This window comes from Massilia solisilvae (assembly GCF_024753215.1).
In the GTDB taxonomy this organism is placed as follows: domain Bacteria; phylum Pseudomonadota; class Gammaproteobacteria; order Burkholderiales; family Burkholderiaceae_D; genus Telluria; species Telluria solisilvae.
Genome location: NZ_JANUGV010000009.1, coordinates 68,898 through 95,083 on the forward strand (window position 1 = coordinate 68,898; position 26,186 = coordinate 95,083).

A 26,186-nucleotide genomic window follows, 5' to 3' on the forward strand; every position below is an offset into this window, starting at 1 on the left:
CGGCGGCAAAGCCGGCCAATCGGCACGCGAACCAGCTGGAAAACAAGCGCGACTTCTCGCCGGGACACCCCGCCCCGTTCAAAGGAAAAAATCGCGTTGCGGCAGGTCTCCTGGCTCTCGGATCAACGCGCTTCACCTGCCTTCCCGAACACGTTCAGTGGCATGTGGCGGCGAAGCGCTCGCCGATGACAGTTGCGGGGGCAGCCCCGGATTTCGAGCCAGGCTCGGCACCGGATTCCCTTTTAATCCCTCAAGAAAAAGGAACCGACAACGGAACCGAGTATAGAAGGCGGGGTTGGGCCAAATCAAGCTTTTCTACTAAATATATTAACCTAGGACAAAAACACACTAGATCTAGTAGCCCGGCCGGTGATCAGGCGGCCGGGACGATACTGCTCATTCCACCATGAACACCGGATAACGGCGCCATTCCGGCTCGCGGTAACGCGCGCAGTTCGCAAAGATAAAGTCGAGCACCGCCGACTGGTCCTTGAGCAGCGACGGATTGGCCGCCTTCCACTTTGCGAAGCTGGCAGCCAGTTCAGGCTCGTCGCGCAGCAGCTCTTCGGCGTGGTCTTCGAACACATAGTCCGAGTACGCTTCCTTCTTCTCCAGCACGCTGTTGAAGAAGCCCCAGCGGAAGAAGCTGTCATGTGCCAGCGGCTCGAGCGTCTCGACCGCATAGCGCGCGTTGTCCTGGTCGAGCGGAACGATGTAGTCGCCCGCGCGCAGCGCGACGGTGCCGCGCCGCTTTTCGAGCTGCACGTCGTCGTGGAACATGTGGCCTTCATACGCAGTCGGGCGCGAGCTCACCGATACGACGTGGTAGTACGACGCTTCCACGGTCCGGTCGCTGTCCACACGCTCCATCCGCACGCCATTCCACTGCAGGCGCTCGATCGCCTCGCGCCACGCCTGCGGCACCACGTAGGCGCGCGGCGCTTTCACCGTCACGTCGGCCGGGAATCGGTTGAAGTAGGCGATGTCGCGTTCCCACGCGCTGCTGCGGTCGTAGTACAGGCGCGTGTAGTCACCGAGCACGCTGGGCTTGTACATCGCCTCGTACCCCTTGAAGCGGAAGCTGGACGGATTGGCTTCGTCCATCGACCAATGCACCGGCCACTCGGCGCGCATGCGGTCCGCCTGTCTGGCTGCGCGGCGCAGCGCCTTGATCTGCGCGCCGTGCTCGATGGTGAAGTCGAGCGCGGTCTCGACCAGCGCGCGCATCGAGTGGTAGCGGTCGGCGAACGGCTTGAGCATGTGCGTCTCGGGCATGAAACCGATCGTGTGGTGCAGCGCCGCGTAGCCGGTCGAAAAGCGCGGCGTCTCCAGGAACTCGGCAATGCCGTGGTCGGGGCTGTCCTTGACCGGATTGACGTACGGGCAGGTCGGCCAGCCGCGGCGCGCCATTTCGCCGAACATGAAGGGCAGCATGGTGTCGCGCAAAAAGCCGCCCAGCTCCCCGCCCAGCTTGTCGGCCTGGGTGTGGATCAGGGTCATCGTGTACGAATAGTCGGCGCCGTTCGAGGTGTGGGTGTCGACCATCACGTCCGGGTCCCACGAGGTGAAGAACTTGTTGAAGACCTGCGCGGTCAGCGTGTCGCATTTGATGAAGTCGCGGTTCAGGTCCAGGTGGCGGCTGTTGCCGCGAAAGCCGAACTGCTCCGGTCCGTCCTGGTTCACGCGCGAGGTGTCGCTGCGATTCAGGCTGCCGTCCACGTTGTACAGCGGGACGAACAGGAACACGGTCTCGCCCAGCGCAGCCAGGCGCTCGGGCTGCGTACAGAAGTCGCGCACCAGCGCCATGCAGGCATCCACGCCTTCCGGCTCGCCGGGGTGGATGCCGTTATTGTTGAAGAAGACCGTGCGGCCGGCCTGCTTGATCTGCTCGCGGTCGAACACGCCGTCGCTGCTCACCACGCCGGCGTGGATCGGCACGCCCGCGTCCGAGGTGCCGATCACGCCAAAGCGCAGCACGCGCGGGTAGTCGCGCGCCAGCTGTTCGTACCAGGCGATGCAATCGGCCCAGGTGGTGGTCTGGTTCTGGTTGCCCTTCTCGAAAGGCGTCGTCAATGCGTTGGACATGGTCGATGGTGGTGTAAATTTTTCGAGGGCTCTACGATACCGCAGTTGCGCCCTGCAGTGGCAGCGAGATCGCAACAACGGTGCCCTTGCCTGGGCTCGAATGCACCACGATGCTGCCGCCCAGCGCATCGACGCGCTCGCGCATGCCGATGATGCCGATGCCCTCGGACGCGCTCTTCGTGTCGAACCCGGCGCCGTTGTCGGCCACTTCGATGTGCAGCTCGCGCTTCGGTTCGGACAGGATCAGCGACACCTGCGCCGAGGTCGCGCCGGAGTGCTTCATCACGTTCGACAGCGCCTCCTGCACGATGCGGTAGGCCGAGATCGCCAGTTCGTTGCCCAGTTTGGAAAAGTCGCCTTCGGAGTGGAACGAGAAGCTGGTGCGCGAGCTGTCGTAATGACGCAGCATCTCTTCCACCGCGCCGTGCAGGCCCAGCATGTCCAGCACCTCGGGCCGCAGGCGGCGCACGATGCGCCGGCCGTTGGCATACAGGTCCAGCGCCAGCTTGGTGATCGCCTGCGCCTTCTGCCTGATCTGCTCCACCTCGGGCCCGGCCGGCGCCCTCGACGCCACCGCTGCGATGGCCTGCGCTTCCAGCCGCACGGCGATCAGCGAGGCATTGAGCTCGTCGTGGATCTCGACCGCGATGCCCTTGCGCTCTTCCTCGATGATGGCATTGACCTTCTGGATCAGCTTGCGCTTTTCGTCGTTGGCGCGCAGCGCCTCGTTGCGCGAGGCGACCAGGTCGCGCGTGCGCTCGGCCACCTTGTTTTCCAGGTCCTTCTTCGATTCGTCCAGCGCCACCGACATCTCGCCGATCGACGCCTGCAGCTCGCCTACCTCCCCGCCGGTGGTGACGGGCAGGTTGACGCGGTAATTCCCGCCGCGGATCTGGCGCAGTGTGCCGATCGCCTCCTTGAGCGGCACGGTCAGGCTGCGCGCCAGGAAGAACGCGAGCGCACCGGCCGCGGCCAGGCCGAGCGCCGCCATCGCCAGCTCGATGCGGAAGCGGTGCGCCTGCTTGGCCATCATCAGCGACGGCGACATGGTCACCCGCACCCAGCCGACGACTTCGGTGGTGAGCGTGGGCGGGCGCGAGTCGCTGGACGCGCTGACGTGCGGCGTGCCGTTGTCCGAGAACAGGTTGATCCACACGATCTGCTTCTTGATCGGCGCCTCGAAGTAGCGCGGCTCCGCCTCGGCGGCAGATTCCGAAACCACGCCCACAGCGCGCTTGCCGCTGGCGTCCACCACGTCGATGCGGTAGATGCTCTTGTCCGACTGGACCAGACCGTTGATGGTCAGGCGCAGGTCGGACAGGTTGCCCGAGATGAGGTTGTACTCGCTGGTTTCGGCCAGCGCCGTGGCCAGGATGCGCCCGCGCTCGGCCAGTTCCTCCGCCACCTGGGCGCGGTGCGAATACCACGAATACCACACGAACGACGTGAACAGCAGCGCCACCGGCAGCATGGTGATGACGGCCATGCGGCGGCCGATGCTCCAGCTGCGCCAGAACATCAGCTTCATGGCTGGCGCGGCGCCGCGCGCGCGAAGTTGCGCACGTCGCTGGACACGCGCACGTCGAGCGAGCGCGCCACACCCTCGTTGACGACGGTGCGGAAGTAACGCGGGAACTGCGGCGGCGGCAGCACGCCGGTGGCCACATAGGCCGCCGCCATTTCGGCCACCTGCGCGTTCACGTCCTCGACCTCCGAATACGTGGTGGCCAGCGCGCCGGCCTTGACCATGTCGGCCGAAAAACCGATCACCGCCTGCTTGTGACGATAGGTCGACAGCAGGATGTTGCGGATGCTCTCGGTGTTGTACACCTCGCTGTCGGGCAGCGCCAGCAGCACCTCGGTTTGCGCGATGCGCGACAGGATGCGATTGATGTCGTCTCCGGGCGCAAAGTCCTGCACCTCGGCCTGCCCTTCCAGAACGGGCTTGAGAAAGCCGGTGTCGCGCCCGAGGATCGCGGACACGCGCACCGGGCGGCCATACAACAGCGAGACCAGGCGCAACTGGTCGGCCGGCGCCGGCTCGGCATACACGGCGGTCATGGCGGCGGCGCGCGCGGGCGGCACGCTGGACAGCACCGAGCGGTACACCTGGCTCGACGTGAACGCCGAGATCACCGCGCAGTCGCAGTCGCGCTTGACGATGTCGTGCAGCGCCGCCGGGCCCACGGTGACGACCAGCATGCGGCGCCGCTGCGCCAGCTCGGTGCGAAACACGGCGAAGATCGGCGCCAGCCGCTTGTAGAGGTCATCCACGATGCGCCGCGTGACCGTACCGTTGTCGGCAGTGACGATCTGGAAGCGGTAGCCGCTGACGGCTTCATCGCGCGGCGCGGCCTGCGCGCCGGCGGCAAGCGCCAGCGCAAAGGCGGCAAGGATGCTGCGAACGCTGGCTGCCGCCCCGGCCATCGGCGCTTACGGCTCGATCAGGCCGTGCTTGACGGCCAGCTTGGTGATGTAGGCCGGCCGGTGCACGCCCAGCTTTTCCTTGACCGCCTGGCTGATGTTGCTGATGGTCTTGGTCGACAGGTTCAGCTTTTCCGCGATCTCGGCGTTGGTCAGGCCCTCGGCCATCAGCTTGAAGATCTCGAGCCCGCGCTCGTCCAGCTGCGACTGCGGCGACACGTCGCCACGCACTGCCAGGCTGGCCAGCCGTTCGGCGATCTGCGGCAGGAAGTACAGCTTGCCCTCATGCGCGTGGCGCACCGCCGTTGCCAGGTCGGCCGGGTCGCAATCCTTGGTCACGAACGCGTGCGCGCCGAGGCGATAGGTCTCCTTGATCAGGCTGTCCTGATCGAACTGGGACAGGAACACGATCCTTGCGCCCGGGTGCGCCTTCAGGATCTGCTGGGCCGCGTCCAGGCCGGTCAGCTCGGTGCCAAAGCGAATGTCGAGCACCAGCACGTCCGGCTGGAGCTCGCCGTACATGGCCACCGCCTCGTCCGGCGTTTTGGCCTGCCCAACCACGTCCATGCCGTGCCCGGAAAGCGACATGGCAAAGCCGGTCATGACGATGGGATGGTCGTCCGCCAGCATCACGCGGATCGGTTTTTGCTCTGCTTGCACTTTTCTCTCCTGTGGCGCGCGCCGCCCGTTACATCCGCTTACCAATCTCTGGAAGCTATGTGTGCCATCACACCGAAACCCGGGCGGCCCTGGGGTGATTATTTCATACAACGAGCTGGCGCGCGAGTAGCCCGGCCAAGGCTTCCCCGCCCTTAATCCCTCGTACAGCGACTACGATTAGAAACAAATTTTGCTAAGAATTGGAGTTGCAAATTGCTAGCACATGGAATACATTGATTCCATCGAAAAGAAAAGCAACTCCGATCCGACGACAAAAAGACGCTCAAGCCCCACCAGGCCCGCCACCGAGCACAACAAGAAAAGGAGAACGCCATGCACTTCTCGCACCTGAACAACGGTACCGGCAGCAAGGCAACCAAGATGGCCGTTGTCGCCGGCCTCCACGTCCTCGTGGCGACCGTCTTCATCCACAGCATCAACACCCGGCACATCAAGATGCCGACCGTCCCCGAAGACATCATGGTGATGCTGCAGCCGGAGGTGCCAGCTCCGCCGCCGCCGCCCGAGCCGCCCCGGCCGATGCCGCGCGTCGCGCCGCCGGAGCTGGTGGTGCCGCGCGTGGAAGTGGAGACACCGCCGCCGCAGGACCCGCCGCCGATGCAGGCGACCACCCAGGCGGACCCGGCGCCCGCCGAACCGGCCCCGGCCCAGCAGGCAGAAGCGCCGCCGGCCCAGCCGTCGCAGAACACCGGCGCGATGCGCACCGCGGTGATGGCCGAGGGCTGCGCCACCCCGCAGTATCCCGTTACCTCGCTGCGCAACGGCGACACCGGCACCACCACGCTGGCCCTGCTGATCGGCGCGGACGGCCGGGTGCAGCAATCGCGCATCGAGCATTCGAGCGGCCACCGTGAACTGGACCGCGCCGCGGTGAACGCGCTGAGCCTGTGCAAATTCAAGCCGGCCATGAACAGCGGCCAGGCCGAAGCCGGCTGGGCCCAGATCGCCTACGACTGGAAGCTCGAATAACTGCGTAACGCCTGACCTTTCCCCTCTTTGCCCGCCCTCCCTCAGCCTGGCGGGCATTTTTTTGTTTGCCCCGCAGGATGGGCAGGTCTTCCTGCCCACGCGTCCAACCAGTGATAGCGCAGCCAATCCTGCGTGAAGGAGGTGCACACCCAACACCCGCTGTCCCAGCCGAACTACGACAAAAAGAGAGAGAGAAAAACAATTGGAGACCACTGACTCAGCCCTGCCGGAATGCCCCGGCGTGGCGGGGTGCGTTGCGGCCGTGGCAGCCGTATGCGCCCTGGCCTGGGCTTGCCTGGCCACGGCCGCCCTGCCACCGCCCGCCAGCGCCAGCGCGCCACCCGAACGCTTTTCGGCGGCGCGCGCGTTCACCCACGTGCGCGAACTGGCGCGCACCCCGCGCCCCGTCGCCTCGCCCATGAACGCCAGTGCCCGCGCCTATCTCGTCGCTGCACTGCGCTCGATGGGCCTGGACCCGCAAGTGCAGACCGCGACTGTCCAGCGGCAAAGCATGGACAACCACCACAACGTCCATGTCACGCTTGCCACCGTCCACAACGTCATCGCGCGCCTGCCCGGTGCGGCGCGCGGCCGTGCGCCGCTGCTGGTCGCTTCGCACTACGACAGCGCCGCCGATACCTTCGGCGCGTCCGATGCGGTAGCGAGTGCCGCCATGCTCGAGACCTTGCGCGCGCTGCGTGCAGGCCCGCCGCTGGCAGGCGACACCGTGTTCCTGTTCGCCGACGGCGACAATATCGGCGCGCTGGGCGAGCAGGCGTTCGCCGAACAGCATCCGCTGGCGCGGCAGGTGGGCCAGACGCTGCGGTTTCGCGACCTCGGCAACCGCGGCCCGGCGATCCTGCAGCACGTGCATGGCAACGCCGGCATGGCCATCGCGGCATGGTCGGCCGGCCCGAATCCGCGTGGATCGTCGTTCATGCGCGAGGTATCCAACCTGATGCCGATGGCGCCCGCCACGGGTCCGCTGGCCTCGCTCGCCGCACCGCTCCTGCAGTTCGCGGCTGTGGCGGGACGACTCGGCATTTTCGACACGCCGCAATTGTTCGACCGCGCCACCCTGCAGCACGAGGGCGAGACCATGCTGGCACTGGTCCGCACCTTGGCAGGCAGCCCGGCGGCCAGCACCACGGCCGAACCGGACCAGGTCTGGTTTGCGCTGCCCCTGCTGGGCATGCTGCACTACCCGGCAGACAGCATCTGGCCGGTCACGCGCATCACCTGCCTGCTGGTGTTCGGCGTGTGCCTGCTGGCGATGCAGCAGTCGCAGGTGGAGGCGGTGGACATCGCCAAGGGCGCCTTCGGCTATGCGTTCAGCGCCGGTGTCCCGCTCGCGCTGTTCTACCTGGACGGGCTGCACGGCGCGCTTGCCCAGATGGTTGCGCTGGCGGGACCTGGCGACGGCGGGCTGCGTTACATGGGCGCTGCCGCTGCGCTGACAGCGGCCGTGTTCATTGCGCTGCAGCGCAGGCTGCGCGCACGCATCGGCGCCATGGCTGCCTCGCTCGGCGCGCTCGCGTGGCTGGCCGTCGTGCTGGCGGTCGCCAGCTGGGCCGCGCCAGGCGCCACTTGCCTGCTGGCGTGGCCGATCATCGGCGCGGCACTCGCGCTGGCCGCACTGCACGCGCCGTGGGTGCGTGCCCTGCCCTCTTCGGCGCGCGTGGCGCTGCTGCTGGCCGGCCTGGTGCCGGCGGTGGCCCTGCTGGTTCCTGCCGCGCGCGACGCGTATTCGATGCCTACCCCTTTCCGGGTCCACATTCCGCTGTGGCTGTTCGCCATCTTCCTGGGTCTGGCCCTGCCGCTACTTGCGGTCGCCGCACGGCGCCTGCCCGCGCGCGCGATCGTGCTCGCGGGTGCGGCCGCGCTCGCGCTGCCGGGCAGCGCCAGCACGCCGCCGCCCGACCCGCTGCGCCCCAACCCGCTGGTCTATTACAAGGACATGCCGACGTGGAGCGAATGGTGGCTCTCGCCCGAGCCCGAGCTCGACGACTGGTCGCGCCGGATGTTCGCGGGCCAGCCAAAACGGCGGCGCCTGATCGACGTGTTCGGCTGGGACAGCGACGACCTGTGGTATGCGCGTGCGGCACGCACCGGCGTCGAGTTCCCGTACGCGCTGCTGCTCAAGAACGAAGCCAGTCCCCGGCACATTGCATTCGACCTCACCTCGAAGAACAGCGCGCCCAATATCGAGATGCGGCTACAGGGCGGCAAACCGTGGCGGGCGTTGGTCAACGGGCGCGAGCTCTCCAACGACGACCAGATCCGCGGCTGGTCACTGTCGATGTACGGCATGGGCGGCCAGACCCTGCACTTCGCATTCGACCTGGTGGGCGACCCGCTGCTGCGCGTGCACGTGGAAGAGCGCATCCCCGGCGTGCCGGAACAGGCGCTGCCGGCGGCGCGCCCGAAGAAAGCCTACATCCCGATGACGGGCCAGACCGTCACGTCCGACATCCTGTGGTTTCGATAGGGAAATGAAATACAATGATCCGGCGCACTCATCCGTGCGCCAGACCAACCATCAACTACCGCAGGATCCCATGCAGAAGATGCTCACCTCCGCCGTCCTGGCCACCAGCCTGGCGATGGCGTTCCCGGCACATGCCGCCAAGGTCGCGGCCGGCCCGGTCGTCCACGAAGCGCCGCTGCGCGCCCATCTCGCCTTCCTGGCCTCCGACGCGCTCGAAGGCCGCGGCACCGGCCAGCGCGGCGGCGAACTGACCGTCAACTACCTCGAAGCGCAGGCGATGGCGATCGGGCTGCAACCGGCCAACGGCAGCAGCTACCGCCAGCCGGTGAAGATCGCCGGCGTGAAGTCGGCGCCGGCGCAGAGCAACGTGTCGATCGTCGCTGGTGGCCAGGCGCTGCCGCTCACCTTCGGCACCGACTGGGTATGGGCGCCGGGCGACACGCAGCCGGTGCATCAGATGGACCACGAGCTGGTCTTCGCCGGCTACGGCATCACCGCGCCAGAAGAAGGCTGGGACGATTTCAAGGGACTGGACTGCAGCAACAAGGTGCTGGTGGTGATGGTCAACGACCCGCAGCCGACCGACGCCGAGCCGAACCGCTTCAATGGCAAGGGCCTGACCTATTACGGCCGCTGGACCTACAAGTTCGAGGAAGCGGCGCGCCACAAGTGCGCCGGCGTGCTGCTGATCCACACCACCGCATCGGCCTCGTATGGCTGGAGCGTGGTGCAGAACAGCTGGATGACGGAACGCTTCCAGCTGGCCGAGGGCGAGATGGAGCCCGGCATGGAGGGCTGGATGACCGAGGACACGGCGCGCAAGCTGTTCGCCGCTTCCGGCTTTGACCTGGACAAGCTGCGCGCGCAAGCCGAGGACAAGTCGTTCAAGCCGGTGCCGCTGGGCGCGCGCGTGAAGGGCGAGACCCGCGCCGAGGTGCGCAAGCTAAACGAGTACAACGTGGCCGGGATCGTGCCGGGCACCGATCCCAAGCTCAAGAGCGAAGTCGTGATCTACAGCGCACACTGGGACCACATGGGCAAATACGGCGACGCCAAGGATAACATCTGGAACGGCGCCGTGGACAACGCATCGGGCACCGCGGGCCTGCTGGCGATGGCGCAGGAAGCCGTGCGCACGCCGGCCAAGCGCAGCCAGATGTTCCTGTGGGTGGCGGCCGAGGAACAGGGCCTGCTGGGCAGCGCGGCCTACGCTGCCAACCCGCTCTGGCCTGCGGCGAAAACGGCGGCGAACCTGAACCTGGACAGCCTGAATTTCGTGGGCACGACCAAGGACATCGGCGTGCAGGGCAGCGAGCGTACCGACCTGGGCGCGATGGCGGCCGCCACCGCCAAGGCGATGGGCCTGGTGCCGGCGCCGGCCAAGCCGGACCTGTCGGGCGGCTACTTCCGCAGCGACCACTTCAGCTTTGCCAAGGCGGGCATTCCGGCGTTCTCGGTGGGCGGCGGCCACGCCTGGGTGAAGGACGTGGAGGCGAACAACGCCAAGGCCAAGGCCTATGCCGCGCGCTACCACCAGGTGACCGACGAGTATGACCCGAGCTGGGACCTGTCGGGCATGGTGCAGCAGGCCCAGTTCACGCTGAACCTGGGGCAGGCGGTCGCCAATGCGCCGAAGATGCCGGCCTGGAAGGCGGGTGACCCGTTCGGGAAGGCGCGCGCCGGTTCGAACTGATCCACGGCCCGGCCCCGCGCCGGGCTTGTTATTCCCCCCTCGGGAGGGCTGTTTTCAGCCACTCCCGGCTGGGAAAATCGGCGGTTTCAACCCGAACTGGAGTTTCCCGATGCGCCTGCTGATTGCTTCACTCTTGATGATGACCGCTTCGACCTATGCCGCCGCAACCCCCAAGCAGGCGCAGTGCGAAGCCTTGTCCAAGCCGATCGAGGCCAAGACCGCCGAGCTGCAAAAGGCGGACAAGGCCACGCCGCAAGCATGCGCGGGGTGGCGCCAGACCATCAAGATGCTGGAAAAGTACGTGGCCGATGCCGACAAGATGGGCTGCCCGATGGCCTACGTGTCGGGACAGCCGGCCGGCGGGCCGGAGGAGCGGGCGGTGATGCTCAAGGAAATCAAGCAAGCCATCGTGGAAGAGTGCAAGGGCAAATAAGCCCCCTCGCATCGGTGGCTCCCCAAAAAACCGTCGTCCCGGCGCAAGCCGGGACGATGTGTTTCAGGTCTGTAGTACGGCCTACTGGATCACGCCGCACACCAGGCGCGCACCGCCACCGCCCAGCGCCGCCGGATGATCCGAGTGGTTGTCGCCGCCCACGTGCACCATCAGCGCGCGGCCCTTCACGTCCGCCAGCTTCAGGCGCGGCGCCAGCACCGGCATGTTGGCGTTGCCCGACACATCCACGTACAGCGCCGGCAGGTCACCCAGGTGGCCATCGCCCCACGGCAGCCCGTGGTGCTTGCTGCCTGCCGGGTCGTAGTGGCCGCCCGCAGCCAGGCCTGCTACCGACTTGCCATCTTTCACCCCCGCATTGCAGTTGCCGACTTCGTGCACGTGAAAGCCGTGCATGCCCGGCGGCAGCCCGGTCAGCGCCGGGGTGAACACGACGCCATGCGGCGTTTCGGTGATCGTCACGCTGCCGGCCGAGGCGCCGGTGCCGCTGTCGGTCAGCACCGACATCGGCACGTGCAGCTCAGGCGACGCAGCCACCGCCAGCGCCGACACCCATGCCGTAGCAGCAGCAATCCATTGCTTCTTCATCTCTGATCCCCCTCCATCGCACAATTGAAGAGGAAATAGTAATTTTCTAACTTTGTGTAATCTATCCCCATCAATGGGGGATAGTAATGGGACTTTGTTTTACATTCGCGAGACGGCCGGGCGCAGGATGGCGAGCAAGCCTGCCTCCGATGTGCAGCCGAATTTCTCGTAGACCGCTTTCACACAGTCACGCAGCACGGCATCACTCACATCCATGCGCGCGCGTGCGGCTTCGCGGCCGCCGCCTACGCCCATCCAGTACGCGACCTCCATCTGCTGCGGGGACAGCTCGACCGTATTGAGGGCGCGCCAGATGCGCAGCGACATGGGAACGACAAATTTGAGGAAGATGCCGACCGTCCGGCTGTGGGCCGGGTCAAGCGCGGTAGCCAGCGGCACCCCGCCCGCCCCCATCCACTGCGCCCGCGCCTCGAGCGCGCCGCCGGCCAGCGCCAGCGTGCACGACGGCAGGCGCCACGGGTAGCGGTCGCCGTACACCACCGACTCCACCAGCCGCTGGCAGAACGGCGGCAGCATGCGGCGGTCGAAGACCTGCTGCTCCTGCGACGCCAGTTGGTCCAGCAGCGCGCCCGCGGAATCGCTCAGGAACAGGATCTGGCCGCTGGTCGTGGCCAGCAGCATCGCCTCATCCTCGATGACCCCGGACAGGCCGGTCGCAGGCGCCAGCGCATTGCGTTGGGCATGCTCGAAATAGGTGGCCACGCGCCCCAGGTCCTCGTCGTCGTGCGCGTCGAAATCCGGCCCCACGTTGCGCAGCAGGGTGACCGATCCCAGCGACTCGCCGCCACGGTCGAGTGCGCGTTCGAGCACGAACTCGTAGTCGTGGCGCCGCACCGGGCCAAAGTTCACGGCATCGCTGAAGTAGTAGCCGTTGGGCGGCGGCAGGACCGTCGTCGGCGCGTCGTCGAGCGGCGGCTCCGCGCTGGTCGCGTCACCCGCCTCGGCACGCAGGAACAAAGTTGCGGCCGCGTTGGGAATGAGCTCGCGCACCAGCGCAAACGCATCCGGCACGATGGTCATCAACGGCAGTCCCGTGGAGCAGAGGATCCGGAGCCTGGCCCATTGACGACTGTTCTTTTTGCGTGACACGACTTGTAGGGAAGTTGAACGACGTTAGTGAGGCATACTGATCGGTAGCGGTAGAAATGTCAACATTTCCGCCTGCACGCTCAAAATCGATTCACATTCTTCCGCTAAATAAACATTTCGCCGACTTTTCTGCGCTGAAACTCGCCACCGGCGGCGATATCTGGCCAACGGCCCGCTTGCCCCACGCACCAGGGCAAGCACCGGTGTGGCGTATTAGCAAATATGCATGCCACACGCATTTGCGGCGCGCGCTTCGCGCATGGCAACATTGCCAGCCTTACCACCGCGGAGAAATCGATGCGCCGTACCTTGCTGGCTCTTGCTGCTACCCTGTCCCCCCTTGTCCACGCCGCCGAGCCGGTCGTGCACAACGTGTCGATGGATTTCGTCCAGTTCTGGGACGTCGTCAGGGACAAGCCCAAAGCCGAGCAGCTGGCGCAATTCAAGGCCCGTGTCGCGCCCGGCTTTCCCGGCTTTTACGAGATCGCGCGTTTCAACGGCTCCGTCACGCAGGAAAAGCAGGACGCCAAAATCCAGCGCGCCATCGACGACTTCCCGGCAATTCGCGAGGGCTACCTGGTCAAGGCCCGCAATTTCGAGACCGAGCTACCGAAGAATATCGCCAGCTTCAAGGCCACCTTTCCCGATTTCGTCTCCAACCACGAAATCTATGTGGTGCACTCCCTGGGCGAAATGGATGGCGGCATTCGCCGGATCGGCGGCAAGGACTACCTGATCTTTGGCATCGACGGCATGGTCAAGTATCACGGCGCAGGTAGCGACAGCCCGTTCTTCCACCACGAGCTGTTCCACACCTATCACAGCGCGATGAACGAATGCGACGAGGCGAACTGGGTGTCGCTGTGGCGCGAAGGGCTGGCGGTGTACGTTTCGAAGGTGCTGAACCCGGGGGCGGACAACGACCAGCTGCTGCTCGAGATCCCGGACCACATGGCCGACCGCACCGCGGCCGTGCTGCCCGCCGCGCTGGCGCAGCTTGAACAGGTGCTCGACAACAAGGACAGCGAAAGCTATTCCGGCCTGTTCCTGCGTGCGGGCGACAAGACCTCTCTGCCGGCACGGCGCGGCTACTATCTCGGCTACCTGGTCGCGCAGGAGGCGGGCAAGACACGCAGCGTGCAGGAGCTGGCCAAGCTGGGATGCGCGCCGGTGCGCGAACTGGTGCACAACACCGTGCACACGCTGCGCACGAAAGCGCAGTAGCAAGCTTCCTTTGCGTGCGCTCATACGGGCCGCGCGACCGTGTGGCATTCTGGCGCCGCGCCATCGCACCACAAGGAGGCTTCATGCAGCGCTTTCAATCAAGATCGGTCTGGCATTTGGTCCTGCTTGCGCTGAGCCTGTTGGCATGGGCAACAGGCGCGTCCGCCCAAACCGCGGTGAACGCAACGCAAGTGGTGGACCAGCTGGAAAGCACTTTTGGCGTGCACGCCGGGGAGCGGCGCAACCACATCAAAGGCGTGTGCGCCGCCGGCGAATTTGTCGGCACCAAGCAGGCCGCCAGCTACTCAAAGTCCGCCCTCTTTTCAGGCAAGCCGGTACCGGTGGTCGCGCGCTTCTCCATCGCGGGCGGCAACCCCAATGCGCCGGACACAACGCTGAACGCGCGCGGCATGGCGCTCGAATTCCGACTGCCGGACAACAAGCTGCAGCACATCACGATGATCAACACGCCGATGTTCGGCGCGGCGCAGCCCAAGACCTTCTTCGACAACCTGGTTGCCACCAAGCCCGATCCATCAACGGGCAAGCCCGATCCGAAAAAGGTGAAAGCCTTTCTCGACAGCCATCCCGACGCGCGCGCGCAGTCCGAGTTCCTCAAGACGCACAACCCGCCGGTCAGCTTTGCCAATAGCGCCTACTTCGGCATTCACACCTTCAAGTACATCGACAAGAACAACAGGACGACCCTGGTGCGCTGGCGTTTTGTGCCGCAGGACGGTGAAAAGCGGCTGACCGACGCGCAGCTCACGTCCATGCCGCGCGACTTCCTGGGGCAAGCGCTGATCGATCGGGCCAAAAAGGGCCCGGTGCGCTGGGACATGCTGGTGACCATCGGCCAACCCGGGGACACCGAAACCGATCCCACGGTTCTCTGGCCGGAAGATCGCAAGGAATTCAAGGCAGGCACGTTGACCTTGTCATCCGCCACGCCGCAAAAAGGCGGCGCCTGCGAGAAGATCAACTACGACCCGTTGGTGATGGCCGAGGGCATCGCCGCGACCAGCGACCCGATCCTGACCTTCCGCTCGCCGGCTTACGCGGTTTCGTTTTCGCGCCGCCTGCAAGGCAAGTGATCCAATCAGGGTAGCAAGTTGACACTTCGCCAGAAGGGCATATACTCGAACCGGTGATACGAAGCCCTGCCTATTTCCAGTGAACGAGTCCGACAATTTTGCGCACAGCACCTGGCCGCCCCTTGGCGTGCGTGCAATTGCACCTGTCCACCCTGCTCGTCCGCAGTGCCGCAACCGCGTAGCAAACCTGCACCGGGCGCCTTCGTCCACGCGAGGCTTCGCCTGGCTTTTCTAGGCTCGGCGAGTGCCTGAGCCAGAACCTTCGGGTTCCGCGACACTCCCGAGCCCCCTCCCACCTACGACCGATCATGCCGGCCAAGCCCGGCATCTGGCCTTCTGACGAATTCAATGGTTGCCACGCGCAGCCATGGGGAGCATTTTGCCAAATGACACCAGACATCATCATTTCTTCGCAAGACCTCGACCGCCTGGAAGCACTGCTGGAGACGCTGCCTGCGTCGCTGGCATCGAGCCGCGATGCGTTACTGGCCGAACTGCAGCGTGCGGACATCCGCGAACCGCACGAAATTGCGCCGACCGTCGTGACAATGAACTCGCGCGTGCGCTTTGCAGTGGAGCCGTCTGGGGAAACGTTCTCCCTGACCCTGTCCTACCCTGCCAACATGCATGATGGACCGGACCGCATCTCCATCCTTTCGCCGGTCGGCGCGGCCATGCTCGGACTTTCAGCCGGTGCCATGATCGATTGGCCCGGCCCCGACGGCAACACCCTGCGTGTGCGCGTGCTCGAGGTATGCGCACCGCCCGGCTCAGGCTTGGCCGACACGCAAACGGGAAGGGCAGCGCAATGACGCGCGCGTATCGCAGCCCCGGCCCGGCAGACGTGTCCGCAATCCTTGGTGTCCAGCGTGAGTGCTATCCCGCCGCCTTGCGCGAAGACCGGCAGACCGTCGAGCAGCGCATTGCCGCAGCGCGCGATTTCTGCTGGGTCGCGCATGACGAACAGGGGCTCTTCGCCTACCTGTTCGCGTACCCGTCCACGCTCGGGCGGGTCACCCCGCTCGGCGGCCTGTTCCACGTGCAGCCCGGTGGCGATACGCTCTACCTGCACGACCTGGCCGTCTCGCGGCGCGCCGCCCGGTCCGGCGCGGGTTCCAACCTGGTCGAGCTTGCCGTCGCCAGCGCGCTGGCGCGCGGCTTTACGCACGCGGCCCTGGTCGCGGTGCAGGGCTCGCGGCCCTTCTGGGAACAGCACGGCTTCGTCCTGCACGAGGCGGCGGACACCACGCAAGCGGCCAATCTGCAAACCTATCCCGGCACCGCGGTGTACATGCGGCGCCAGCTCAGATCGAACAAGTAACGCAGCCATCGTTAAGAACTCCTTAAGCTCGCCAACCGAGCATGGTGGACAAGAAGAGCCAACGCAGTGCTGGCTCTCTGTCGAATCAACCAAGGAGTCTTCGATGAACACGACATCTGTTTCCCACGCCGACGCTCCCGCCAGCGATGCGGCGCAAAGCCGCATGCTGGTCTGGGACGCCCCGGTCAGGGTTGTCCACTGGCTGATGGCGCTGAGCTTCGCCGGCGCTTACCTCACCGCGGAAAACGACTCGCTGCGCGTGGTGCACGTCACGTTGGGCTACACCATGGCCGGCCTGGTCGGCTTTCGCCTGATCTGGGGCCTGGCGGGCACCCGCTACGCGCGCTTTTCGCAATTCGTGCGCGGGCCTGGCGCGGCGCTGCGCTACCTGCGCTCACTGTTCTCGCGCCAGCCCGAGCACCACGTCGGCCACAACCCGGCCGGCGCACTGGCGATCATCGCCCTGCTCGGCACCACGGTGTTGCTGGTCGCGAGCGGATGGGCCAACTATAACGACATCGCCGGCCACTGGACCGAAGAAGTGCACGAAGCGATTGCGGGCGCCATGCTGGCCCTCGTTGGCGTGCACGTTGGCGCAGTCCTGCTCAGCAGCGTACTGCACCGCGAAAACCTCGTCGCCAGCATGATCAGCGGGACCAAGCCGCGCACGCCGGGCGAAGGCATCCGCAGGGCATGGCGCGGTCTTGCCGCGGTCGTGCTGGCGGCGGTGCTCGGATTCTGGTGGTGGCAGTGGCAGGCCGAACCTGCCGCGCAGATCGGGGTGCACGCGGTCGCGGCCCAGCACCACGGCGCCAAGGACGATGACGACTGAACCACGCTTCGTGCGACAATGATCTGATGCGAATACTGCTTGCAGAAGACGATGCACTCCTCGGCGACGGCCTGCGCGCGGGCCTTCGCCAGCGCGGCTTCCAAGTGGACTGGGTGCGCAGCGGGGATCTCGCCGAACAGGAATTGCGCGCCGAACCATACGCGGCCGCCGTGCTGGACCTGGGCCTGCCCGGCAAGGATGGCATGGACGTGCTCGCGGCCATCCGGCGCGCCGGGGTCACGCTGCCGGTGCTGGTGCTCACCGCGCGCGACGCGGTGCCGGACCGGATTCGCGGCCTCGATAGCGGCGCCGACGACTACGTGGTCAAGCCCATCGACCTGGACGAACTGGCGGCACGCCTGCGCGCACTCGTGCGACGCGCGCATGGCCAGACGCAGGAGTGCCTGGCCGCGCAGGACATCGTGCTCGACCCGGCCGCCCGCACGGTCACCAAAGGCGGCACCCCGGTCGCGCTGTCCGGCAGGGAGTTCGACCTGCTCCAGACCTTCCTGCTCAATGCCGGCCGCGTGCTCACGCGCGACCAGCTGGAGCAGCACCTGTACAGCTGGGGCCAGGAAGTGGACAGCAATGCCGTCGAGGTGCACGTGCATAACCTGCGCCGCAAGCTGGGGCCAACGCTCATTCACACCGTGCGGGGCGTGGGCTACATGCTTGCCAAGGACGGCGCGGCATGAACGCAAAGGGCTCGCTCCAGGGCCGGCTGCTGCGGCTGGTTCTCGGCGTGGTTGCAGTCGCGTGGCTGGTCGCATTGGCCGCGACCTGGCGCGACGCGCAGCACGAACTCGATGAGCTGTTGGACAGCCACCTTGCGCAGGCAGCGGCGCTGCTGGTGGTGCAGCAGTCCACCAGCTTTGGCGACGAAGGGCGTCAGGCCGACGCGCCGCTGCTGCACCGCTATGCACCCAAGGTGGCCTTCCAGGTCTTTCATGAGGGACGCCTGGCGGCGCGTTCGGCCAACGCTCCCGCACAGCCCATGGTCGACGCGCGGGAGCATCGACAGGGCGGCTTCTCGACCGTGCGCCTATCGGGCGCCACGTGGCGCGTGTTTGCAGCGCACGGCGCGGAAAACGACGTGCAGGTGTACGTGGGCGAACAGCTCGATTCACGTTATGCCATCTCGCTGGCAGTATTGCGCAGCGCGCTATGGCCGCTTGCTGTCGTGCTGCCGGTATTGGCGCTGGCGCTATGGTGGGCTATTCGTACCGGCCTGATGCCCTTGCAGCGGCTGGGTGACGTACTGGCGCAGCGGCGTCCCGCGGTGCTCGAGCCCTTGTCCGTGCAAGGCCTGCCGAAAGAAATGATGCCGATGGTGACCGCGCTGAACAGCCTGTTCGACAGGATCGCCGCGCTCATCGACAGTGAGCGTCGATTCACGTCGGATGCCGCACACGAATTGCGCACCCCAATCGCAGCGATCCGGGCACAGGCCCAGGTTGCGCTGGGCGAGCCGGACAGCATGGTCCGGCAACAGGCGCTGCTCCAGACGCTGGCAGGCTGCGATCGCGCCACGCATCTGGTCAATCAGCTCCTCACCTTGTCGCGCCTGGAATCAGGCACCGCGCCGCAACTCGGCCCGACTGATCTTGCAGCCGTCTGCCGCGACGTCGTGGGCGAACTGGCGCCGGCAGCGATCAGCCGGCATCAGCAACTGGAATTCGACGGCGCCGGACAGTGCCAGGTATCGGGGAACGAAACCTTGCTGCGAGCGCTGGTGCGCAACCTCGTCGATAACGCGGTCCGCTATGCGGGGGACGGGGCACGCATCGCCTGCCGGCTGGCTGCAACAAATGGCCGCTTTACCTTATCCGTCGACGACAGCGGTCCGGGACTTGGCATCGAAGAGCTGGGCCAACTGGGCGTGCGCTTCTCGAGGAAGAGTGGCACGGCCGAGAGCGGCAGCGGGCTGGGCTGGTCGATCTGCGAGCGAATTTGCCGGGTCCACGGCTATACGCTGCAAGCGATGCGCTCGACCGATCTCGGCGGTTTCCGTGCTGAAGTGTCAGGCCAAAGTAAGGCCTAGGTGTTTCCATTGCAGTCACCCGGCCGCCGCGTTTATTCCCCCTCCTTCCGGCAGTGCGCGAAATGTTGCAAATAACATACTTCGCATTTCCTTACAGCAATGTAAGGCATTCCTGATTTTCCGTTTGGAAATGTTCATCTACTATTCGCACCACGTTTTGCTTCACAGCAAGAACGCCGTCTTCCCGTACGGCTCCCTCGACTGTGAGAGCAGCCAAGAACATTTCAGATATGGAGATTCAGATGCCCGCTTCGTCCGCCCGGCCTGCAGTTGCCGAAACCAATCAACATGACGTCAACGCCCAACTGGCCGAGGCCCTGGCACGTTTCGAACTGGTGAACCGCAGCGCCAGCGAAGGCCTGTGGGACATGGCCTACCCGGCGGACGGCAATGTTGGCCCCCAGACGCCGATCTGGGTCTCGGACCAGATGCGCAGCCTGCTCGGCTTCAAGGACGAGACCGACTTTCCGAACGTGCTCGACAGCTGGGCCTCGCTGCTGCACCCCGAAGACGCGGACGCCGCAATGGCCGCGTTCACCGCGCACCTGTCCGACAAAACGGACAAGACCCCGTACGACCTGGAATACCGCGTCAGGACGCGCTCGGGCGAATACCGCTTGTTCCACGCCCGCGGCAACACGCTGCGCGACGCCGATGGCAATCCGCTGCGGGTGGCTGGTTCCATGCGCGACATCACGGACGAGAAGCGCCGCGCAGCCGAGCTGGATGCGGCGGTGACCCGCTTCAAGCTGGTCAACGACAGTGCCAGCGAAGGCCTGTGGGACATGGTGTACCCGGGGGACGGCAACATTGGCCCGCAGACGCCGTTCTGGTGGTCCGACCAGTTCCGCAAGCTGCTCGGCTACAGCGACGAGACCGATTTCCCCAACGTGCTCGATAGCTGGGCCTCGCTGCTGCACCCGGAAGACAAGCAGGTCACGCTGGACGCGTTTGGCGCGCACCTGGGCGACAAGACCGGCAAGACCCCGTTCAACCGCGAGTACAAGCTCAAGCTGAAGTCGGGCGAATACCGCTGGTTCAGCGCCATCGGCACCACCTTGCGCGACGCCGAAGGCAACCCGCTGCGTGTGGCCGGCTCGCTCAAGGACATCGACGACGAGAAGCGCCGCGCCGAGAACCTGGACCAGTCGATCGGCGCGCTCGTGCAGCGCCTGTCGGAGCAGACCGCCGACATCCTCGCCAAGTCCGGCTCGGTCGCCGCGGGCAGCCAGTCGCTGTCCGCCACCACCGAAGAGATGAACGCCTCGGTGGAAGAACTGACCGCCTCCATTCATTCGATCGCACAAAGCACACGCAGCACCGACGCGGTGGCCCGCACCACGCAGGACGAGGCCGAAGTGGGCGCCAAGGCCATCGGCAAGGCAATCGAGGCGATGGACGTGCTGCGCCAGTCGTCCGAGGATATGTCCGAGATCGTCAAGGTCATCAGCGAAATCGCCGGACAGACCAACCTGCTGGCGTTTAACGCCGCGATCGAGGCAGCGCGCGCCGGCGAGCATGGCCTGGGCTTTTCGGTGGTGGCTGACGAAGTGCGCAAGCTGGCCGAACGCTCGGCCCAGGCCACCAAGGAAATCTCCAAACTCATCAACAGCTCGATCAAGCTGATCGTGCAAGGCAGCGAGGTATCCAACCAGGCCGGCGAAGCGTTCACCAAGATCGTCAACGGCGTGCGCCAGACCGGCCAGGCGATTGCCGAGGTGTCGAGCGCCGCTCAGGAGCAGCTCGAAAGCGTGAAGATGATCGGCGAAGCAGTGCAGCAAGTGGCCGAGGAAACCGAGAAGGCTGCGGCCGCGGCGGAAGGCATCGACGGCAGCTGCCGCGACCTGGACGCCGTCGCCCAGAACCTGAACACGGCATTCCAGCAGTTCAAGGCCAAGGGCTGATCCAGGCGCACACGGAGAGCTGACTTGAGCACGACAACAACCCGGGGCGGCCCGGGACAAGCCATCTACGCCTCGTTCACGGTGGATGGCGATGAGTATGCAGTGGACGTGCGGCACGTGCGGGAGGTGGTGAACCTGCCGTCCGAGATCACGCCGATGCCGCTCGCACCCGACTTCGTGGCCGGCGTCTTCAACCTGCGCGGCACCATTGTCCCCGCGCTCGATGCCAGGCGCCTGCTGCAGGCGAGCCCGCGCAGCGGGGCGGCCGCGACCAAGGTGGTGGTGGTCGAGCTCAATGGCGTCCGCCTCGGGCTGATCGTGGACGACACCGGGCGCGTGCTGCGGCCACGTGGCGATGAGCAGACGCTGTTCGAGTACGAGGACGCATCCACGCGCCGCCTCGTGGCCGGCGTGCTCAAGATCGCGGGCGCGCTGGTGCGGGTGCTGGCCCTTCCCCGCCTGATCGCACTGGAAGACGTGCCGCACCCGCAGGACGGGATGGGCGCGGCCAACGGCGCGCGCGCACGGGCGCAGCGCAAGCGCTGCATCATCTTCCGGGTCGGCGCAATGCGGCTCGCCTTTGCCATTGGCGGCATCAGCGAAATCGTGCTGGCTTCCGGCATCGAGCGCTCGCCCGTGCAGGAAGACCTGTGCGCGGGCGTGATGCATATTCGCGAGCAGATTGTGCCGGTGGTTCGCTTCAGCGCGCTGCTGCAGGCCGATACGCAAACCGATGCCAACGCCGCCGAGTCGCGCGTGATCGTGCTCGACCTCGGCACGGCGCAGGTCGGGCTGCTGGTCGATGCGGTGGAATCCATCGATGCCTATTTCGAGGATGAGCTGATGCGCGTGCCCGTGCTCGGGCGGCACAAGGCCGCCATGTTCGCCGGCTGCATCGACTTCGGCGAACGCGGCCACGTGTTCCTGCTCGACAGCCAAAACGTCCTCGATCATGGCGAAATCCAGCGCGTGACCGGCAACTTCAGCCAGCTGTTTGGCGCCAGCGAGCAGTCGGCGCGCACCGCCCGGCGCAGAGTCGAACATCGCCTGCCCTACCTGTGGTTCCGCGCGCGCGACGCATTCGCGCTGCCGATGCAACAGGTGCGCGAGATTATCGATCACGCGGACCGGCTCATCGTCATGCCCGGCGCGCCGGACTTCGTGGCCGGCATGTTCAACCTGCGCGGGCAATTGGTGACGGTGGTCGATGTGCGTTCGTTCTACCAGTTGGGCGCGGAGGAATCCAACCAGCAGCCGGACCGCAAGATCGTCGTGCTCGACAACGGCGACGCCTTGCTGGGTTTGCTCGTGGATGCGGTCGAAAGCATCGTGCGCGTCGATTCCTCGGACAAGATCCCGGTACCCGCGCTGCTGCGCCACGCCATGGCGGCGGCCGTACGTGACGACATCACGGAAGTCATCCGCTATGCAGTCGATGAGCGCCAGCTGCATTTGCAGGTCCTGAGCTCGACACGGGTCTTTGCCGCAATCGCGGAGCGGCAGGTCGAAACGGCCGATGCCTGAATCGTTCGACGACATGGACGCGAGCACCTTGCAGAGCGCGCTCGACCTGGTTCGCCGGCACACCGGCATCAGCATGAGCATGGCCAAGCGCTCGATGCTGCAGTCGCGCCTGCGCCCGCGCATGCGCCAGCTCAAGCTCGCCTCGTACGAGAGCTACCTGCAACTGCTGGCGAATGACGAACGCGAGCGCCAGCCGTTCATCGACGCGGTGACCACGCACCACACCGCGTTTTTCCGCACGCCCAGGATCTGGCAGTACCTGAGCGATGTGTTCCTGCCGGCGTGGTGGGAGCAGCATCCTGAGCGGCCATTGCAGGTGTGGTCGGCGGCGGCCTCGACGGGCGAAGAAGCGTGCACGATTGCGATCTGCTGCGAAGAGTTCCGCCGGCACCACCCGGGCTTCCGCTACCAGATCACGGCCACCGACATCGCAGCCGAGGTGCTGGAACGGGCGCGGCGCGGCGAGTACGCTGGCTCCGCCGTCACCGCGTTCCAGGCGGCCCAGCCGGAACTGTTCGCGCGCTACAACGCGCTGGAGACGCGGGACCGGTTCATGCTCGGCAACGCGGTGCGGGAACGCATCTCGTTCTCGGTCCACAACCTGCTGCAAGCGAGCCCGTGGGAGGACGCCTTCGATGTGGTTTTTCTGCGCAACGTGCTCATTTACTTCAAGCCGGAGGACGTGGTCGCCATCGTGCGCAAGGTCGCGCCGGCGCTGCACGCGCGCGGCGTGCTGATGATTGGCGAGGCCGAATCGCTCACGTCGCTGGACGTGCCGTTCCAGTTCGAGCAACCGCAAATCTACCGGCGCGCCACCTGACAATGAATGAACCGGATCTGGTTCACGTGCGCATCGGCCAGCTGGCGATCGGGCACAGCCCCACCATCCTGAAGGCCACGCTGGGCTCGTGCATCGGCGTGGCCCTGCTGTGGCGCGCGCGCGGCGTGTACGGGCTGGCACACTGCCTGCTGCCGCTGGCGCCTGACGCTTCGATTGGACACGGCCGCGCGCGCTACGTGGACCAGGCCGTGATCTCGCTGCTCGACGCGATGGGCGCGATGGCGGAACACCACGCCGAGATCGAAGCGCATCTTGCCGGCGGCGGAAACATGATGCAGCGAACGCCCGCGGCCGGGCGCGTGTTGCCGGTGGGGCAGCTCAATATCGAGGCGGCGCAGCGGGTACTGGAGGCACACGGCATCAAGGTGCATTCGGCTGATCTGGCCGGGTTTCACGCGCGCCAAATCCAGGTCGACTGCGCCAGCGGAAGTGTGAAGGTGACGCGGGTGCCGGCACCGGATGGAGCTCGGTAGCCGACTTGGTGTCCACGCATTACCTCCGAGCCCGACAAGTGTGGCGAGAGACCGTGCATCCGCGGTGTGCGGCCCCGGGTGGCAGATATTATTTCGTTTCTCGCGGCCGGCGCCTCCCATAAAGTCCGCCAAGAAGCGCACGGCATTGAGTAGTCGCAATTGTTCCGGTTCCCGTATGTCACAGAATGGCTGGGTGACGAAATGACAGGGGAATTCTATGGCGATCGACGTGTACTTGCAGATCGACGGCATCAAGGGCGAATCGTCCGACCATGGACATGACGGTTGGATTGAACTGACGTCCGCGCAGTGGGGAGTCAAGCAGCCGAAAAGTGCCACGGCCTCCACGTCCGGCGGCCACACAGCGGAGCGCTGCGAGCACTCAAGCATCACCATCACAAAGATGGCTGACCTATCTTCACCGATCCTGATGCAGACCTGCTCTTCTGGCAGGACCATCCCGAAAGCGAAACTCGAATTCATGCGCGCAGACGGCCAAGGCACGCCGGTGAAGTACTACGAGGTCGAGCTGGAGAACGTTCTCATCGATAGCATGAATCAAGCTGCGCACGAGGGCGGCATTCTGCACGATTCGATCGGACTGAGGTTCGCGAAGGTGCGTTGGAAATACACCCAGCAGAAGATCGGAGGCGGCGCCGGCGGCAATACTATGGGCGGCTGGAACCTCGCGACAAATCGCATCGCGTAGCGAGGCGGGATGATGGTCCAGGTACAACCCAAAGATAACCGTGGCTTCTTCATGCTGCCGCTAAAGCCGGAGGACGTCGGGTACTACACCTACGGCACTCCCGCGGGCGGCGCCGGCCAATACGCGGACCCAAGACTGCTATCGCTGCTGCTCTCGATCGAGCACCGTTGGCAAGGGATAGATGATCGACAGATCGGCATTGGGAACATCAGCTTGGCCGATGGCACCAAATTTCCGCCACATAGCAGTCATCGAAGCGGCCGCGACGTGGACATCAGGTTGTTTCGCAAAGACGGCAAACACGCGCCAATCTCACGCTTCGACGAACAATACGACCAAGCGGCAACGGCGAGCTTGATCGCAATGTTTTTTGAGTCCGGCATCGTACAAGTCGTCTATTTCAATGACCCGATGATCCCCCGAGTAAAGCCAGCCAAACATCACGATGACCATTTTCATGTAACCATCAACGCCGCCAAGCAATCAAAGTGAAGAAAGCAGCCGCCGCTATCGCGTTTCTTGCCTGTGGGGTGACATTGGCAACTGAGGTGCGCCCGTGGCGCTTCGCCTTCCAGCCGTTCAGCGGAACCTATTCGATCTATGGCGGCGACTTAGGCGACCCACTGCCGCCAAGCGAGCACAGCAAGAACATTGCATTCTCCGTGACCGGCCAGGTTGCCAGGAAAATGTTCGACACGATGGCTCCTGACCTGAAAGATGCCTGCGGCGCCGAAGATGGAAAACGCATGCGTCAACGCGCCGAGCTGGTCTGCTGGTATGACCCCAAGTACGGCTACGAATGCACCTTCGGGGTTGATTTGGTGAGCGGACGCAGCATCAGTGGAGCGATATGCTGAGGCCACCACTTATCATGGCGGCTGCGCTTTGCGGAGTACTCACCGCAAAGACTGCAGTCGCCGTATGGGACTACACCTCTGGGGAGCTCTCTGGTGATTACGTCATCTACGGCGGCTATCCCACCCAGGCGGAAGCACATGCGCCAACGCCCGGGGACGCCAAGGTTGCTTTCAGCCTACGCGGGACCGCGGCAAAGGAAATCTATGATGCGATTGGTGCAGGTCCAGCACGTGGGGCCCCACCGGAACGAGCATGCACGGGCCATCCCGAGATTAAAGTGCGAGAACGAGACGCTCTGATCTGCCGCCATTCTCCACGCGGCTACTGGTGCACTTTCGGGTTTGATCTCTCGACGGGCTTGAGCATATGGGGGATTACTGGCGGGCGCATCTGCGAAGGTTAAGGAGACCGGCTAGCGGCCCCCATCGGCCGCCACGTCGTCTACACCTCAAAAAAACGAACCCGCAGGTGCGGTTTTTGTTGAAGCTGACTACGCGTACTCGCCGTCGCGCGGATGCGTTTCCGCTTCCTGATGAGCAGCGTTGGCTTGGTCTTCGATCTTACAGCTCGGCGGCCATGTTGGCCTTTGCCTTCTGCAGCAGCTGGGCGCGCTCTTCCGCTTCCCACTGCTCTTTCTCCTTGCGGAGCGCGGTAGAACACGAGACCCGTATGGCCCGAGATGAGGCGGCCGACGATCACCTTTTTGCTTCAGGCCGCGCAGGCCATCGCGCTTGCCCATGCTCGCAGCTTCCGGCCTGATGCCGAACTCTGATGGTGGCTTCGAGACCTGACCCCAGCTTCTGCCACAGTTCTTTGCCCTAGCCCGCTTGGTCGTTGCGTCTTAACAGCCTACATTCGCGAGCGTTATTGAACGTG

At 65.3% G+C, this 26,186-nt stretch carries 25 protein-coding genes, 1 pseudogene and 1 riboswitch; of the genes and pseudogenes, 19 read left to right on the plus strand and 7 right to left on the minus strand.

Features of this window, described 5'->3' with window-relative positions; all coding sequences use genetic code 11:
- Positions 1 to 83: 83 nt before the first annotated feature.
- A riboswitch (cobalamin riboswitch) is annotated at positions 84 to 285 on the minus strand.
- Between the two features lie 111 nt (positions 286 to 396).
- The 4 genes from NX773_RS21960 to NX773_RS21975 are packed head-to-tail and all read right to left on the minus strand — an operon-like array spanning position 397 to position 5,169.
- On the minus strand, positions 397 to 2,085 hold the full coding sequence (locus NX773_RS21960) for a M14 family zinc carboxypeptidase (protein ID WP_258858376.1): 1,689 nt from the start codon (positions 2,083 to 2,085) through the stop codon (positions 397 to 399).
- Between the two features lie 31 nt (positions 2,086 to 2,116).
- Positions 2,117 to 3,613, minus strand: a complete 1,497-nt coding sequence (locus NX773_RS21965) for a sensor histidine kinase (protein WP_258858377.1) — start codon at positions 3,611 to 3,613, stop codon at positions 2,117 to 2,119.
- The gene (locus NX773_RS21970) at positions 3,610 to 4,512 is read right to left on the minus strand and encodes a hypothetical protein (RefSeq protein WP_258858378.1); all 903 of its coding nucleotides are present in this window, start codon (positions 4,510 to 4,512) and stop codon (positions 3,610 to 3,612) included. Before NX773_RS21970 ends, NX773_RS21965 begins: the two co-directional genes overlap by 4 nt.
- A gap of 6 nt (positions 4,513 to 4,518) precedes the next feature.
- Positions 4,519 to 5,169, minus strand: coding sequence for a response regulator transcription factor (locus NX773_RS21975; protein ID WP_258858379.1), 651 nt, complete (start codon positions 5,167 to 5,169; stop codon positions 4,519 to 4,521).
- A gap of 333 nt (positions 5,170 to 5,502) precedes the next feature.
- On the opposite strand from NX773_RS21975, the gene NX773_RS21980 reads away from it, so the two are divergent.
- The 4 genes from NX773_RS21980 to NX773_RS21995 all read left to right on the plus strand — a co-directional run bounded on the left by NX773_RS21980 (position 5,503) and on the right by NX773_RS21995 (position 10,773).
- The gene (locus NX773_RS21980; RefSeq protein ID WP_258858380.1) at positions 5,503 to 6,159 is read left to right on the plus strand and encodes an energy transducer TonB; all 657 of its coding nucleotides are present in this window, start codon (positions 5,503 to 5,505) and stop codon (positions 6,157 to 6,159) included.
- Between the two features lie 202 nt (positions 6,160 to 6,361).
- On the plus strand, positions 6,362 to 8,647 hold the full coding sequence (locus NX773_RS21985) for a M28 family peptidase (RefSeq protein ID WP_258858381.1): 2,286 nt from the start codon (positions 6,362 to 6,364) through the stop codon (positions 8,645 to 8,647).
- A gap of 70 nt (positions 8,648 to 8,717) precedes the next feature.
- Complete coding sequence (locus tag NX773_RS21990; protein ID WP_258858417.1) at positions 8,718 to 10,340, plus strand: M28 family peptidase; 1,623 nt, start codon at positions 8,718 to 8,720, stop codon at positions 10,338 to 10,340.
- Between the two features lie 109 nt (positions 10,341 to 10,449).
- Positions 10,450 to 10,773, plus strand: coding sequence for a hypothetical protein (locus tag NX773_RS21995; RefSeq protein ID WP_258858382.1), 324 nt, complete (start codon positions 10,450 to 10,452; stop codon positions 10,771 to 10,773).
- A gap of 81 nt (positions 10,774 to 10,854) precedes the next feature.
- Here NX773_RS21995 and sodC read toward each other — a convergent pair whose 3' ends face one another.
- Positions 10,855 to 11,379, minus strand: coding sequence for a superoxide dismutase [Cu-Zn] SodC (gene sodC / locus NX773_RS22000; RefSeq protein WP_258858383.1), 525 nt, complete (start codon positions 11,377 to 11,379; stop codon positions 10,855 to 10,857).
- A gap of 99 nt (positions 11,380 to 11,478) precedes the next feature.
- A complete protein-coding gene (locus NX773_RS22005; protein WP_258858384.1) occupies positions 11,479 to 12,420 on the minus strand; it encodes a hypothetical protein in 942 nt (313 codons plus the stop codon).
- A gap of 366 nt (positions 12,421 to 12,786) precedes the next feature.
- Here NX773_RS22005 and NX773_RS22010 point away from each other — a divergent pair, with 366 nt between their 5' ends.
- The 15 genes from NX773_RS22010 to NX773_RS22080 all read left to right on the plus strand — a co-directional run bounded on the left by NX773_RS22010 (position 12,787) and on the right by NX773_RS22080 (position 25,309).
- On the plus strand, positions 12,787 to 13,713 hold the full coding sequence (locus NX773_RS22010) for a hypothetical protein (RefSeq protein ID WP_258858385.1): 927 nt from the start codon (positions 12,787 to 12,789) through the stop codon (positions 13,711 to 13,713).
- Positions 13,650 to 14,807 (plus strand): catalase family peroxidase, encoded by a 1,158-nt coding sequence (locus NX773_RS22015; RefSeq protein ID WP_258858386.1) that lies wholly within the window; start codon positions 13,650 to 13,652, stop codon positions 14,805 to 14,807. The genes NX773_RS22010 and NX773_RS22015 overlap by 64 nt, the downstream gene beginning before the upstream one ends.
- Positions 14,808 to 15,115: 308 nt before the next feature.
- On the plus strand, positions 15,116 to 15,619 hold the full coding sequence (gene rnk, locus NX773_RS22020; RefSeq protein WP_307728756.1) for a nucleoside diphosphate kinase regulator: 504 nt from the start codon (positions 15,116 to 15,118) through the stop codon (positions 15,617 to 15,619).
- Positions 15,616 to 16,128, plus strand: coding sequence for a GNAT family N-acetyltransferase (locus NX773_RS22025; protein ID WP_258858387.1), 513 nt, complete (start codon positions 15,616 to 15,618; stop codon positions 16,126 to 16,128). Before rnk ends, NX773_RS22025 begins: the two co-directional genes overlap by 4 nt.
- Before the next feature lie 103 nt (positions 16,129 to 16,231).
- The gene (locus tag NX773_RS22030; protein WP_258858388.1) at positions 16,232 to 16,960 is read left to right on the plus strand and encodes a cytochrome b/b6 domain-containing protein; all 729 of its coding nucleotides are present in this window, start codon (positions 16,232 to 16,234) and stop codon (positions 16,958 to 16,960) included.
- A gap of 26 nt (positions 16,961 to 16,986) precedes the next feature.
- Positions 16,987 to 17,655 carry a response regulator transcription factor gene (locus NX773_RS22035; RefSeq protein ID WP_258858389.1) on the plus strand — a complete coding sequence of 223 codons (669 nt, stop codon included), beginning with the start codon at positions 16,987 to 16,989 and terminating at the stop codon, positions 17,653 to 17,655.
- Positions 17,652 to 19,001, plus strand: coding sequence for an ATP-binding protein (locus NX773_RS22040; protein ID WP_258858390.1), 1,350 nt, complete (start codon positions 17,652 to 17,654; stop codon positions 18,999 to 19,001). Before NX773_RS22035 ends, NX773_RS22040 begins: the two co-directional genes overlap by 4 nt.
- 242 nt (positions 19,002 to 19,243) lie before the next feature.
- Positions 19,244 to 20,905, plus strand: a complete 1,662-nt coding sequence (locus NX773_RS23585; protein ID WP_307728757.1) for a methyl-accepting chemotaxis protein — start codon at positions 19,244 to 19,246, stop codon at positions 20,903 to 20,905.
- Positions 20,906 to 20,929: 24 nt separating this feature from the next.
- The gene (locus tag NX773_RS22055) at positions 20,930 to 22,429 is read left to right on the plus strand and encodes a chemotaxis protein CheW (RefSeq protein ID WP_258858391.1); all 1,500 of its coding nucleotides are present in this window, start codon (positions 20,930 to 20,932) and stop codon (positions 22,427 to 22,429) included.
- Positions 22,422 to 23,249, plus strand: a complete 828-nt coding sequence (locus NX773_RS22060; protein ID WP_258858392.1) for a CheR family methyltransferase — start codon at positions 22,422 to 22,424, stop codon at positions 23,247 to 23,249. Before NX773_RS22055 ends, NX773_RS22060 begins: the two co-directional genes overlap by 8 nt.
- A gap of 2 nt (positions 23,250 to 23,251) precedes the next feature.
- Positions 23,252 to 23,743 carry a chemotaxis protein CheD gene (locus NX773_RS22065; protein WP_258858393.1) on the plus strand — a complete coding sequence of 164 codons (492 nt, stop codon included), beginning with the start codon at positions 23,252 to 23,254 and terminating at the stop codon, positions 23,741 to 23,743.
- 18 nt (positions 23,744 to 23,761) lie between these two features.
- Positions 23,762 to 23,896, plus strand: a complete 135-nt coding sequence (locus NX773_RS23660; RefSeq protein WP_370662277.1) for a DUF433 domain-containing protein — start codon at positions 23,762 to 23,764, stop codon at positions 23,894 to 23,896.
- 64 nt (positions 23,897 to 23,960) lie between these two features.
- Entirely contained in the window at positions 23,961 to 24,452 is a 492-nt protein-coding gene (locus NX773_RS22070) for an Hcp family type VI secretion system effector (protein ID WP_258858394.1), read from the plus strand.
- Positions 24,453 to 24,461: 9 nt separating this feature from the next.
- Positions 24,462 to 24,944, plus strand: coding sequence for a penicillin-insensitive murein endopeptidase (locus NX773_RS22075; RefSeq protein ID WP_258858395.1), 483 nt, complete (start codon positions 24,462 to 24,464; stop codon positions 24,942 to 24,944).
- Entirely contained in the window at positions 24,941 to 25,309 is a 369-nt protein-coding gene (locus tag NX773_RS22080) for a hypothetical protein (protein ID WP_258858396.1), read from the plus strand. Before NX773_RS22075 ends, NX773_RS22080 begins: the two co-directional genes overlap by 4 nt.
- A 561-nt stretch (positions 25,310 to 25,870) precedes the next feature.
- Here NX773_RS22080 and NX773_RS23665 read toward each other — a convergent pair.
- Positions 25,871 to 26,061, minus strand: a pseudogene (locus NX773_RS23665) (hypothetical protein); the annotation flags it as partial.
- Between the last annotated feature and the right edge of the window lie 125 nt (positions 26,062 to 26,186).